The 13,646-nt window shown below is 68.7% G+C and carries 7 protein-coding genes and 1 riboswitch; of the genes, 4 read left to right on the top strand and 3 right to left on the bottom strand.

The window, feature by feature from the left end:
- Positions 1 to 866: 866 nt before the first annotated feature.
- Positions 867 to 2,780: a phosphomethylpyrimidine synthase ThiC gene (gene thiC / locus V8Z80_RS08920; RefSeq protein WP_336061766.1), complete on the top strand. Its 1,914-nt coding sequence runs from the start codon at positions 867 to 869 to the stop codon at positions 2,778 to 2,780.
- Between the two features lie 101 nt (positions 2,781 to 2,881).
- Positions 2,882 to 3,424 (top strand): YaeQ family protein, encoded by a 543-nt coding sequence (locus tag V8Z80_RS08915; RefSeq protein ID WP_155196227.1) that lies wholly within the window; start codon positions 2,882 to 2,884, stop codon positions 3,422 to 3,424.
- Positions 3,425 to 3,455: 31 nt separating this feature from the next.
- On the opposite strand, the gene V8Z80_RS08910 is transcribed toward V8Z80_RS08915, so the two are convergent.
- Together V8Z80_RS08910 and V8Z80_RS08905 are read right to left on the bottom strand one after the other, a co-directional pair.
- Positions 3,456 to 4,883: an autotransporter outer membrane beta-barrel domain-containing protein gene (locus V8Z80_RS08910; protein ID WP_336061765.1), complete on the bottom strand. Its 1,428-nt coding sequence runs from the start codon at positions 4,881 to 4,883 to the stop codon at positions 3,456 to 3,458.
- Between the two features lie 249 nt (positions 4,884 to 5,132).
- Positions 5,133 to 6,584 (bottom strand): catalase, encoded by a 1,452-nt coding sequence (locus tag V8Z80_RS08905; protein ID WP_155196225.1) that lies wholly within the window; start codon positions 6,582 to 6,584, stop codon positions 5,133 to 5,135.
- 224 nt (positions 6,585 to 6,808) lie between these two features.
- On the opposite strand from V8Z80_RS08905, the gene V8Z80_RS08900 reads away from it, so the two are divergent.
- Complete coding sequence (locus V8Z80_RS08900; protein ID WP_336061764.1) at positions 6,809 to 7,471, top strand: thiopurine S-methyltransferase; 663 nt, start codon at positions 6,809 to 6,811, stop codon at positions 7,469 to 7,471.
- Positions 7,472 to 7,483: 12 nt separating this feature from the next.
- Here V8Z80_RS08900 and metH read toward each other — a convergent pair whose 3' ends face one another.
- Positions 7,484 to 11,260 (bottom strand): methionine synthase, encoded by a 3,777-nt coding sequence (gene metH / locus V8Z80_RS08895; RefSeq protein ID WP_336061763.1) that lies wholly within the window; start codon positions 11,258 to 11,260, stop codon positions 7,484 to 7,486.
- A 143-nt stretch (positions 11,261 to 11,403) separates the two neighbouring features.
- A riboswitch (cobalamin riboswitch) is annotated at positions 11,404 to 11,561 on the top strand.
- On the opposite strand from metH, the gene V8Z80_RS08890 reads away from it, so the two are divergent.
- Positions 11,559 to 13,643 (top strand): TonB-dependent receptor, encoded by a 2,085-nt coding sequence (locus tag V8Z80_RS08890; RefSeq protein WP_336061762.1) that lies wholly within the window; start codon positions 11,559 to 11,561, stop codon positions 13,641 to 13,643. Its footprint overlaps the riboswitch before it by 3 nt.
- Positions 13,644 to 13,646: the final 3 nt, after the last annotated feature.

Here is a 13,646-nt window from a genome sequence, read left to right as displayed (position 1 = left end):
ATTCGACCGCCGATTTTGAGGGGTAGGGGCAGCGGGGCAGGCCCGAAGATTTCAAGGCTGTAACGGACGCGTTGGGTGTGAAGCCGCTTGCAAGCCTCAGGGCGGACGGGACACTGGCGGCCTGGCCGCTACGCTGATGACGCCGACAACCCGCCCCTACGCTGGAACACTGGCAGAGCCTATTGAGGAAGCTACGCTGATACGCTGGCAGACTCCGAGGTGACAGCGGCACTGACGACACGCCGCAACGTTGGATAACACCAATAAGCTCCAGCTTCTGTGCCAGGGGCTGCCTGCCAGCACGGCAGACCTCCCATGCGGGGCGAGTGTCACCCGGCACCTGCGCCCCGCCCCTGAAATCTTCCGCCCTACCCCGCCGCCCCTACCCCTCATAAGCGGCGGTCGAATGCGAAAGAAGGGGCGCCTGCGCGCCCCGCTTGAGCGGCCCCGCAAGATCTTTCTCTTTTCAACCGGCGTGGGGCAAGCAGGCAAGAACGACTCCGGCCCCAGCGCCGGACCAAGCCCAGCCTACGCAGTCCGCCGAGGCCGGGCGGGGTGGCGGGCGATTTCTGGCGCCGGGCGCGGCGCGAACGCGCCGCACGGCGACGGCATCGCCCGACGCCCCGACCGGACTCGGCGGACGTGTTCAAACAGACTTCAAACGGCCGCCCTCCACGCACGCCCCTCCGCCCCACACCGTATACTCCCCCCCACGCAGGGGTACTTCCCGCCGCACCCGCGGCAGGAGGTTGAGAGAGTCCCTTCGTACCAGTACGGATAATGCCGATGCTGGGAGCGAACCCCCCGCCCGCAATGGGCGGGTCGATCCCTATCGGCTCCAGACCCTTCCTTCTTGGAGCTACACCATGAACGCCAACCCACAGTTCCTGGCTTCCGCCGCCCAGGTGGACGCCGCTGCCCTCGCCCCGCTTCCCCGATCCCGCAAGGTCTACCAGCAAGGTTCGCGGCCCGATCTGCGCGTGCCGTTTCGCGAGATCGCGCAATCGCCCACGCCCACCATGCTGGGCGGCGAGGCCAATCCGCCGCTGACGGTCTACGACACCAGCGGCCCGTATACCGATCCGCAGGCGCAGATCGACATCCGACGCGGCCTGCCGGCGCTGCGCCGGGCCTGGATCGAGGAGCGCGGCGACACCGAACAGCTGGACGGCCCCAGCAGCCAGTACGGGCGCGAGCGGCTGCGCGACCCGAAACTCACCGCCATGCGCTTTGACCTGCAGCGCCCGCCGCGCCGCGCGCGCGCCGGCGCGAATGTCACGCAAATGCACTATGCCCGGCGGGGCATCGTCACGCCCGAGATGGAGTTCGTCGCCATCCGCGAAAACCTGCGGCGCGAGCAATACATCGAGAGCCTGCGGGCCAGCGGGCCGCACGGCGAGAAACTGGCGCGCCGGCTGCTGCGCCAGCATCCCGGACAGTCCTTCGGCGCCGCCATACCCGAGCGCATCACCCCGGAATTCGTGCGCGAGGAGATCGCCCTCGGCCGCGCCATCCTGCCGGCCAACATCAACCACCCCGAGACCGAGCCCATGATCATCGGGCGCAACTTCCTGGTGAAGATCAACGCCAACATCGGCAACTCGGCGGTCAGCTCGGGCATCGCCGAGGAGGTCGAGAAGATGACCTGGGCCATCCGCTGGGGCGCGGACACGGTCATGGACTTGTCCACCGGCAAGCACATCCACGAAACCCGTGAGTGGATCATCCGCAACTCGCCCGTGCCGATCGGCACGGTGCCGCTGTACCAGGCCCTGGAAAAGGTCTCGGGCCGCGCCGAGGAACTGACCTGGGAGCTGTTTCGCGACACGCTCATCGAGCAGGCCGAGCAGGGCGTGGACTACTTCACCATCCATGCCGGCGTGCGCCTGCCGTTCATCCCCATGACCGCCGACCGCATGACCGGCATCGTCTCGCGCGGCGGCTCGATCATGGCCAAGTGGTGCCTGGCGCACCACAAGGAGAGCTTCCTGTACGAACGCTTCGAGGAGATCTGCGAGATCATGAAGGCCTACGACGTCAGCTTTTCGCTGGGCGACGGCCTGCGGCCGGGCTCGGCCTACGATGCCAATGACCAGGCCCAGTTCGCCGAGCTCAAGACCCTGGGCGAGCTGGCCCGGATCGCCTGGAAGCACGACGTGCAGGTGATGATCGAGGGTCCGGGCCACGTGCCCATGCAGCTCATCAAGGAGAACATGGACCTGCAGCTCGAACACTGCCACGAGGCCCCCTTCTATACGCTGGGCCCGCTGACCACCGACGTCGCGCCGGGCTACGACCACATCACCTCGGGCATCGGCGCGGCGCTGATCGGCTGGTACGGCACCGCCATGCTGTGCTACGTGACGCCCAAGGAGCACCTGGGGCTGCCGGACAAGAAGGACGTCAAGGACGGCATCATCACCTACAAGATCGCCGCGCACGCGGCCGACCTGGCCAAGGGCCATCCGGGCGCGGCCATCCGCGACAACGCCTTGTCCAAGGCGCGCTTCGAGTTCCGCTGGGAAGACCAGTTCAACCTCGGCCTGGACCCGGACACCGCGCGCGCCTTCCATGACCAGACCCTGCCCAAGGAATCGATGAAGGTGGCGCACTTCTGCTCCATGTGCGGCCCGCACTTCTGCAGCATGAAGATCACACAGGACGTGCGCGACTACGCCCGGAAACAGGGCGTGGACGAGACGCGCGCGCTGGCGCGCGGCATGCAGGAGAAGGCGGTGGAGTTCCGCGACAAGGGCGCGCAGCTGTATCAGCGGCAATAAGGCCTGCCAGCGCTGATAGAATCCGCCAGGCCGGGCATCCGGCCCGGCTCGGCCCGGCCGCTTTGCGCCGGGCCTTTCTTTTTCATGCCCACCCGCTACCCATGGCCCTGAGCGCAACCATCTACAAGGCGCAATTGCACGTCGCCGACAACGACCGCGGCTACTACGGCAGCCACTCGCTCACCGTGGCCCGCCATCCCTCGGAGACCGACGAACGGCTGATGGTCAGGCTGCTGGCCTATGCGCTGTATGCCGACGGCGACGAAAGCCTGGCTTTCGCGCGCGGCCTGAGCGATACCGACGAGCCGGACCTGTGGCGCCGCGACCTGACCGGCGCGGTCACCCAGTGGATAGAAACCGGGCTGCCCGACGAGCGGCGCATCATGAAGGCCTGCGGCCGTGCCGGCGAGGTGGTGGTGCTGGCCTATGGCCGCAGCGCCGACACCTGGTGGAGCGGCATCCGCGGCAAGCTGGCGCGGGCGCGCAAGCTCAAGGTCTTTGGCCTGCCGGCCGCGTCCACGGCCGAGCTGGCGGCGCTGGCAGAACGCACCATGACGCTGAACGTGAGCATCGACGCGGGCACCGCCTGGGTCTGCGCCGGCAAGGGCGAAGCCAGCATCCCGGTCCAGCCGCTGCACGTCTAGCCGGGCGCCAAGGCATGCGGCCCTGCCCGCCTCAGAACTGCGTGCGGAAAACCAGCCCGCCCGCGTGCTGCCGGCTGCGGCTGGCCAGGCTGGCCTGGTAGTCCAGCTGCACGGCGCTGCGGCGCGTCAGCGCCACGCCCGCCGAGGCCTCCAGCAGCACGGCATTGCGCGCGATGGGCGCACCGGACACCTTGAAGGCATTGCCGCGATAGTGGTGGGTGGCCTGGGGCGTGGTGTCGCCGAAGGCGCGCCGCCATCCGGCCCCGGCGCGCAGCGACACCGTTTGGCCGCCCGCCTCCAGGGCCAGCGCGCCGCGCAATCCCAGCGTGGCGTAGTGCACGCGCATCGCGCGCTCGCCGCCGTCCAGGGCCAGTTCGCCGCTCTCGCGGTAGGTGCCGGTATGCAGCAGGACGCTGCTGGCGCCGGCATGCGGCTCGAATTCCCAGCGGCCCATACGCGCGAGATAGCCCGTCTCCGCGGTCAGCTGGGTGGCCTGCGCGCGATAGGTGGCGCGGGCACGGTCGTACAGGCCGGCAAAGCCGACATGGCGGTCGGTGCGCAGCTCGTGCCACGAGTGGATGGCTCCCAGCCGCAAGCCCCAGCGCCCCCAGTGCGCGCCGCCGTAGGCGCCCAGGTGATAGTTGTCGCTGCGTCCGCGCGCCCAGCGGCCCAGGGAACCGAAGTCGGTATGGCTGTAGCCGGCCAGCACGCCCAGGCGCAGCGCCGGGCCCACCGGCTGGTCCGCGCCGGCAAAGAAGCCGGCGGTGCGGCTCTGCAGCATGGCGGCATTGGCGTTGCCGTCGCTGCGGCTCCAGGCGCCGAACCCCTGGGCCCACAGGCCGTGTCCCGTGTCCTGGCCGGGCGCCTGCGCCAGCGCCGCCCGCAGCCGGCCCAGCACCGCGCTGCGCGCGAAATGGCTGTCGTTGACCAGCATGCCCTTGGCCGAGGCATGGGTCTCGCCCGAGAGCAGGTCGAAGGCGCGGCGCGCGTCGGCGCCCGCGTTCTGGGTGGCCACGGTATCGTAGAGCGCATCGCCCGCGCCCAGCCGCTCGACCGCCTGCGCCACGGCCTTCTGGTTGACGGAGGCGGCCACGCTCTCGAAGCGCGTGCCGTTGCGCACCACCTCCACATACACCGCGTCCGGCGCCTGGGAGACCACCATGCCGGTAAAGGGACGCATGCCGTTGAGCGTGCCGGCAATCGCCTGCACCGCTTCGGCCCTGGCCTGGACCTGGTAGCGCCCGCCCGGCGCCACGCTGCCGGGCACCGGCAGGCGGCCGGCGGATATGGCGCGCACCTCGCCGGCGGCCTGCACGGCCGGCGGCTGGGCCGCCAGGGCCAGCGCCGCCCAGGCGGCGCTGGGCCAGGCCGGGCGCCGGCGCGAAGCGCGCAGGGCAAGGGCGGGAAGGCGTTGCGAAGCGCGGAGCCTGGCGTCGCGCGGGCTGCGGGAGAGCATCATGATGCGTCGGCAGGCAGTCGCGGGGCGGCTGCCGGAAAGGGGAAGACCGGTGCAGTAAATCTTCCCGGACGATCATGACAAGCGTGGATCAGCGGCCGCTTCTGGCCTCAATCCGCGCCGTTGGGCCGGCGCTCCTGCGAAGAGCCGAAACGTAACAACGTCCCGGCAAGACGCGCGTGTCGCGGCGCCGCGACACGCACGGCCGGCCGCGATGCGTCCCCGCACGGAAACGCCGCGGCCGCCCGGTTTTTACAGCCGGCCTTCGCGCTGCGCCTGGATGGCGGCGGCCACGCCGGCGCCATAGGCCGGATCGGCTTTCGTACAGTGCTCGATATGCTTTTGCACGATGTGCTCGGACACGCCCGCGATGGCACGCGCGGTGTTTTCGAACAGCAGCTTCTGCTTTTCCGGGGTCATCAGGCGGAACAGGTCGCCGGGCTGGGTGAAGTAATCGTCATCGTCCTCGCGGAAATTCCAGCGGTCGGCATCGCCTTCGAGGGCCAGCGGCGGCTCCTTGAACTCGGGCTGTTCCTGCCATTGCCCTTGGGTATTGGGCTCGTAGGCGATGGTGCCGCCGTAGTTGCCGTCCACGCGCATCTGCCCGTCCCGGTGATAGGCGTGGTACGGGCAGCGCGGCGCATTGACCGGAATGGAATGATGGTTGACGCCCAGCCGGTAGCGCGCGGCATCGCCATAGGCGAACAGGCGCGATTGCAGCATGCGGTCGGGCGAGACGCCGATGCCCGGCACCAGGTTGGCCGGGGTGAAAGAAGCCTGCTCGACGTCGGCGAAATAATTGTCCGGATTGCGGTTCAGTTCGAGCACGCCCACCTCGATCAGCGGATAGTCCTTCTTGGACCACACCTTGGTCAGGTCGAAGGGGTGGAAGCGGTAGGTCTTGGCCTGGGCCTCGGGCATCACCTGCACGCACAGCGTCCACCTGGGATAGTCGCCGCGCTCGATGGCATCGAACAGGTCGCGCTGCGAGCTCTCGCGGTCCTTGGCAACCACGGCGGCGGCCTCGTCGTCGCTCAGGTTCTCGATGCCCTGCTGGCAGCGGAAATGGAACTTGACCCAGAAGCGCTCGTTGGCGGCGTTCACGAAGCTGTAGGTATGCGAGCCGAAACCGTGCATGTGGCGATAGCCGCGCGGGATGCCGCGATCGCTCATCACGATGGTCACCTGGTGCAGCGCCTCGGGCAGCCCGGTCCAGAAATCCCAATTGCTCTCGGGGCTGCGCAGGTTGGTGCGCGGGTCGCGCTTGACCGCCTTGTTCAGGTCGGGAAACTTCAGCGGGTCGCGAAAGAAGAACACCGGCGTGTTGTTGCCCACCACGTCCCAGTTGCCTTCCTCGGTATAGAACTTGACGGCAAAGCCGCGGATGTCGCGCTCGGCGTCCGCCGCCCCGCGCTCGCCGGCCACGGTCGAAAAGCGCAGGAACACCTCGGTCTTCTTGCCGATCTCGGAAAACAGCCTGGCCCGGGTATAGCGGGTGATGTCGTGCGTGACGGTGAAGGTGCCGAAGGCGCCCGAACCCTTGGCGTGCATGCGCCGCTCGGGAATCACCTCGCGGTTGAAGTGGGCCATCTTCTCCAGGTGCCACAGGTCTTGCAGCAGCAGCGGGCCGCGCGGCCCGGCGGTCAGCGAATCCTGGTTGTTGGGCACCGGGGCGCCCGCAGCGGTGGTCAGCTTCTTGGTCATGGGCCGAGCTCCTTGTCGTTGTAGAGGGGGTAAGCGCCGGCCTTTGCGAGCCATGCCGAACGCCGCGCATGCCCGCAGCCCGGGCCGGCGGCCGCAAGCCTTGGGGCTCCTGGATTTTGGAGTAGCAATGCTTTCAGATCAATGACTTGCCGATTGAATATTCCTAAGCGGGCGATAGGCGCGGCGTCTCCCCTACAATGATCCGGTCTTCCCGGGGGTTCGTCATGGACGCAGAATTCTGGCTGCAACGCTGGCGCGAGCAGCGCATCGGCTTTCACCAAAACCGCATCACGCCGCCGCTGGAAAAATTCTGGCCCACGCTGGGCCTGCACCCGGGCAGCCGGGTGCTGGTGCCGCTGTGCGGCAAATCGCTGGACATGCTGTGGCTGGCCAGGCAGGGCCACTCGGTGCTGGGCGTGGAGCTATCCGAACTGGCGGTCGAGCAGTTCTTCGCCGAGAACGAGCTGTCCTGCGCCACGCACACCACCGCCTCGGGCAAGCACTACGTGGCAGGCGAGATCGAGATCATCTGCGGCGACATCTTCGACCTGGACCCGGTCACGCTCTCGCGCTGCCAGGGCGTATTCGACCGCGCCGCGCTGGTGGCGCTGCCCGAGTCCATGCGCGGCGACTACGTGCAGGCGGTCTACAGCCAGCTGGCCGAGGACTACCAGGGCCTGCTGGTCACGCTGGACTATCCCCAGGGCCAGATGCAGGGCCCGCCCTTTTCCGTGGACGACGCGCAGGTGCAATCGCTGTTTGCCGCGGCGGGCGCCCAAGCCCTGCTGCTGGACCGGCGCGACATGCTCGATAAGGAGCCCAAGTTCGCCGAGCAGGGCGTCGAGCGGCTCGAATCGCTGGTCTACCGCCTGCAGCGGCGCCTTTGACGCAGCGCCACCCTACCCCAGGCTGGCCCCCAGCGCGCGCCGCACCTCGTCCTCGGGCTCGCCGCTGCGGGCCACGTAGTCCCGCAACTGGTCCTCGCCGATCACGCCCACGTTGAAGTACTGCGATTGCGGGTGGCTGAAATAAAAGCCCGAGACGCTGGCGGCCGGGTGCATGGCGTAGCTTTCGGTCAGCATCATGCCGATGTCCTGCGCGTCCAGCACCTCGAACATCGCCCGCTTGACGCGGTGCTCGGGGCAGGCCGGATAACCCGGCGCCGGGCGGATGCCGCGGTATTTCTCGGCGATCAGGGCCTCGTTGTCCAGGTCCTCGTCGGCCGCGTAGCCCCACAGGTCGCGCCGCACGCGGGCATGCAGGCATTCGGCGAAGGCCTCGGCCAGGCGGTCGGCCAGCGACTTGAGCATGATGGCCGAGTAGTCGTCGCCGGCCGCCTCGAATTCCTTTTCCTTCTTTTCCACGCCCAGGCCTGCGGTGACCGCGAACAGGCCGATGTAGTCGGTCACGCCGCTGTCCCTGGGCGCGATGTAGTCGGCCAGGCACTTGTTCTCGACGCCCTCGCGCTTGACGCCCTGCTGGCGCAGGTTGCGCCAGGTGAACAACGTGCGCGTGCGGGCCTCGTCGGCATAGACCTCGATGTCGTCGTGGTTGACCGAGTTGGCCGGATAGAAGGCCGCCACGCCGCTGGCGGTCAGCCAGCGCCCGTCGATGATGCGCTTGAGCATTGCCTGGCCGTCTTCGTAGACCTTGCGCGCCTGCTCGCCCACCACCTTGTCCTGCAGGATGGCGGGGAACTGCCCGAACAGGCTCCAGGTCTGGAAGAACGGCGTCCAGTCGATGTAGCGCGCCAGCTCGGCCAGGTCGTAGTGCTTGAAGGCGCGCCGGCCGATGAACTTGGGCCGCGGCGGCGCGTAGGCCGCCCAGTCGATGGCCGGCCGGGCGGCGCGCGCCTGGTCCAGCGGCATCAGCGGCGCGGCCTTGCGGCCGGCATGGCGCCGGCGCACGTCCTCGTACTCCTGCGCCAGCTCGGCCAGGTACTCGGCCGCCTTGTCCGATACCAGGTTCTGGGCCACGCCCACCGAGCGGCTGGCGTCCGGCACGTAGATGACCGGCCCGTCGTAGTTGGGCGCGATCTTGACCGCCGTGTGCACCCGGCTGGTGGTGGCCCCGCCGATCAGCAGCGGCGTCCCGCGGCTGGCGAAATACTCGTCGCGCTGCATCTCGCTGGCCACGTAGGCCATTTCCTCCAGGCTGGGCGTGATCAGGCCCGACAGGCCGATCATGTCGGCCTGCTCGCGCTTGGCGGTCTCCAGGATCTGCGCACAGGGCACCATCACGCCCATGTTCACGACCTCGAAGTTGTTGCATTGCAGGACCACCGTGACGATGTTCTTGCCGATGTCGTGCACGTCGCCCTTGACCGTGGCGATGACGATCTTGCCCTTGGCGCGCACGTCCCCGCCGGCCGCGGCGATCCGGCGCTTTTCCTCTTCGATGTAGGGCACCAGGTGCGCCACCGCCTGCTTCATCACCCGCGCGGACTTGACCACCTGCGGCAGGAACATCTTGCCGGCGCCGAACAGGTCGCCCACGATGTTCATGCCGTCCATCAGCGGCCCCTCGATCACCTCGATGGGCCGTCCGCCGCGCGCGGCCACCTGCTGGCGGATCTCCTCGGTGTCCTCGACGATGAAGGTGGTGATGCCGTGCACCAGCGCATGGGCCAGCCGCTTTTCCACTGGCTGCTCGCGCCAGGCCAGGTCTTCCTCGCGCTTGGCGCCGCTGCCCTTGACGGTCTCGGCGAACTGCACCAGCCGCTCGGTGGGCGTGCGCTCGTCCGACGGATCGCTGCGGCCCACGGGCTCGGCGCGGTCCAGGATCACGTCCTCGACCAGGTCGCGCAGCGGCTTGTCCAGGTCTTCGTACACGCCCAGCTGGCCGGCGTTGACGATGCCCATGGTCATGCCTTCGCGGATGGCGTGGTACAGGAAGACCGTGTGGATGGCCTCGCGCATGGGCTCGTTGCCGCGGAAGGAAAAACTCACGTTCGAGACGCCGCCCGAGATGCGGGCATGCGGCAGGTTCTGGCGGATCCAGCGCGTGGCCTCGATGAAGTCCACCGCATAGTGGTTGTGCTCGTCGATGCCGGTGGCCACGGCGAAGACGTTGGGATCGAAGATGATGTCCTCGGGCGGAAAGCCGACTTCATCGACCAGCAGGCGGTAGGCGCGCCCGCAGATGTCCTTGCGCCGCTGCAGCGTGTCGGCCTGGCCCTGCTCGTCGAAGGCCATGACCACCACCGCCGCGCCGTAGCGCCGGCACAGGCGGGCATGGTGCAGGAAGGCGTCCACGCCTTCCTTCATCGAGATCGAATTGACCACGGCCTTGCCCTGCACGCACTTCAGGCCCGCCTCGATCACCTCCCATTTGGAGCTGTCGATCATCACGGGCACGCGCGCGATGTCCGGCTCGGAGGCGATCAGGTTCATGAAACGAGCCATGCAGGCCACCGAATCGAGCATGGCCTCGTCCATGTTCACGTCGATGATCTGCGCGCCGTTCTCGACCTGCTGGCGCGCCACCGCCAGCGCCTCGTCGTATTTTTCCTCGCGGATCAGGCGGGCGAACATCTTGCTGCCGGTCACGTTGGTGCGCTCGCCCACGTTGACGAACAGCGTCTGCTCGTCGATGTTCAGCGCCTCCAGGCCCGACAGGCGCGTCTTGACCGGCACTTCGGGCACCTGGCGCGGCTGCAGCCGCGCCACTTTTTCGGCGATGGCGGCGATGTGCTCGGGCGTGGTGCCGCAGCAGCCGCCGGCCATGTTGACCAGCCCGGCGCGCGCGAACTCCTCGAGCAGCGCCGAAGTGTCGGCCGGCGTCTCGTCAAAGCCCGTCTCGCTCATGGGGTTGGGCAGCCCGGCATTGGGATACACGCACAGGAAGGTGTCGCAGATCTTGGCCAGCTCGGCGATGTAGGGGCGCATCAGCGCCGCGCCCAGCGCGCAGTTCAGCCCGATGGTGACCGGCCGCGCGTGGCGCACCGAATTCCAGAAGGCCTCCACGGTCTGGCCCGACAGGATGCGGCCCGAAGCGTCGGTGACGGTGCCCGATATCATCACCGGCAGCCGCACCCCGCGCGCCTCGAACACCTCTTCGACCGCGAAGATCGCCGCCTTGGCGTTGAGCGTATCGAAGATGGTTTCGATCAGCACGATATCGATGCCGCCGTCCAGCAGGCCCTGGAGCTGCTCGGCATAGGCCTGGCGCAGCTCGTCGAAGGTGACGTTGCGCGCGCCCGGGTCGTTCACGTCCGGCGAAATCGAGGCGGTCTTGGGCTGCGGGCCCAGCGCGCCGGCCACGAAGCGCGGCCGCTCGGGCGTGCTGTAGCGCGCGCAGGCCTCGCGCGCCAGCCGCGCCGACTCCTTGTTCATTTCGTAGGCCAGCTGCGGCAGGTCGTAGTCGCCCTGGGCGATCGAGGTGGCGCCGAAGGTGTTGGTCTCGATGACGTCCGCGCCCGCCTCCAGGTACTGGCAATGGATCTCGGAGATGATGTCCGGCCGCACCAGCGACAGCAGCTCGTTGTCGCCCTTGAGATCCTTGTGATGGTCGGCGAAGCGCTCGCCGCGAAAGTCCGCCTCGCCCAGCTTGTAGCGCTGGATCATGGTGCCCATGGCGCCGTCGAGCACGAGGATGCGTTCGGTCAGCAGTTGCGCGAACTGCGCCCCGTGGGTGTAGCTGGACAGGGGGTAGGGCAGGCTAGGAAAGGCGGTCATGTGGAATGGGCGCGACAAATCGGGCCTGGAAGGCCCCGGGAACCAACCGCCCATCGTATCAAAACGGGGCCTGCGTGATAGAGTCACGCCCCGAACCGGTGCTTTCGGCCGCCGGCGCATCCTGCAGCACACGGCCCCCATGGGGGCCTTACGATCCAACGGATGCGCCCGGGGCAGGGAAAGTCAAACGGGAAACAGGAACAGGCGCGCCGCGCCTGATGCCTGTGCTGCCCCCGCAACGGTCAGCGGCGCACGCTGCAGTGCCCGCCAGCCCGATACCGGCCGGTTCGAACGGGGAATGTCCGCGCCCGGTGCGCGATGTTCCGTTTTCGAGCACGACGTGCGGGGTCGCACGTCCACCGAGGTCTACGCCATGATCCCTTCCGCCCTGCGGCCCTGCGCCGCCGCGCTGGCCGCCGCCTTGCCCCTGTTGGCGCAAGCGCAAACCACCCCTTCCGCCATTGCCGAGCTGGACGCCGTGACCGTCACCGCCTCGCGCGTGGCCGCCGACACCGACCGCCTGCCGGTGGCCTACAGCGTGATCACCGCCCAGGACATCGCCGGCAGCAGCGCGCGCAACGTGCAGGAACTGCTCTCGGCCCAGACCGGCATCCACCTGCTGAACACCGCGGGTTCGAGCGACCGCCAGATCATCGACCTGCGCGGCTTCGGCCTGACCGGCACCAGCAATACCCTGGTGCTGATCGACGGCATCCGCCAGAACGACAACGACCTGTCGGCGCCCGCGCTGGGCGCGATCCCGCTGGCCAGCATCGAACGCATCGAGATCATCCGCGGCAGCGGCGCGGTGCAGTACGGCGGCGGCGCCACGGGCGGGGTAATCAACATCATCACCAAGACCGGCTTCCAGTCGCGCCACGCCGCGCAGGCCTCATACACGGTGGGCAGCTACGGGCTGCGCCAGCTTGACGGCTCGGTGGCCATCCACAACGAGACCTTCGCGCTCGATGCCTTCGGCCAGTCGCTGCGCACCGACAACTACCGCGACAACAACCGCGAGCGCCGCGACACCGGCGGCGCCGGGCTGACCTTCCGGCACGCGGGCGGCTCGGTGCGCGGCTATGTGCGCAGCACCAGCCAGAAGCTGGAGCTGCCCGGCCCGCGCCAGGTCGACACGGCCAACGGCATCGACCAGTACCGCGACGATCCGCGCGGGGCCAGCACGCCCGAGGACTTCGTGCGCATCCGCACCGACGCCTACGGCCTTCAGGCCGAGCAGCGCATCGGGCCGGGCACGCTGTACGCGGACCTGGGCCAGCGCGACAAGGAACAATACGGCCTGACGGCCAGCGACTTCGGCGACACCGAGCGCGAGCAGGACCTGAACGAAAGCTCGGCCAGCGCGCGCTACCGCCTGCCCTTTGCCGGCGGCCACAGCCTGGTGGTGGGCGCCGACTGGCTGCGCGGCACGCTGGACGGCACCAGCCTGTACGACGGCTTCGTCAGCGACCAGTGGCGCACCACCCAGCGCCAGCACGGCGTGTTCGCCGAGGCGCAGGTGCAGGCGGCCGAGGGCACCGTCTTCACCCTGGGCGCACGCCGCCAGACCTCCCGGGACCGCACCGAGGTGCAAACCGGCTTCATCACGCCGATGGAAAAGACCCATCGCCTGGGCGCCTGGCAGGCCGGCATCCGCCAGCAGCTGCCGGCCGACCTGTCGGCCTATGCGCGCATCGGCCGCAGCTTTCGCTTTGCCAACGCCGACGAACTGTTCTACCTGATGGAGCCGCTGGCGCCGCAGACCTCGGTGGACAAGGAAATCGGGCTGGACTGGCGCCGCGCCGGTTCGCGCGCGCGCCTGTCGTTCTTCCAGAACGACCTGGACAACGAGATCTACTTCAACCGCCTGGACGGCCCCTTCGGCAGCAACGCCAACCTGCCGCCCACGCGCCGGCGCGGCGTCGAGCTGGAGGCGGCCCACGCCTTCAGCCCGGCGCTGGCGGTCAATGCCAACGTGACCTGGCTGCAGGCCCGGTTCCGGTCGGGCACTTTCTCCGGCGTGGACCTGGCGGGCAAGGACGTGCCGCTGGTGCCGCGCTGGCTGGCCAACGCCGGGGTCAGCTGGCGCCCCATCGCCGACCTGGCCCTGAACGCCAGCGTGCAATACGTGGGCAAGTCGCGCCTGGACAACGACCAGGCCAACCAGTTCAGCGCGCGGCTGCCCTCGTATTTCCTGGCGCACGCCAAGGCCAGCTACCGCGTGAACGACCACCTGGAGGCCAGCGTGGCCGTCAACAACCTGTTCGACCGCCGCCATGCCACCTACGGCATCCGCTCCGGCAGCCTGGGGCCGGACGGCGCCTACAACCTCTATCCCGCGGCCGAGCGCAACCTGATGGCCTCGGTGACGCTGCGGTACTGAGGC

Source organism: Orrella sp. JC864, assembly GCF_037026685.1.
Classification (GTDB): domain Bacteria; phylum Pseudomonadota; class Gammaproteobacteria; order Burkholderiales; family Burkholderiaceae_B; genus Orrella.
The sequence above is the reverse complement of the archived record's forward strand: the minus strand, read 5'-3'. Positions and strand labels throughout refer to the sequence as shown.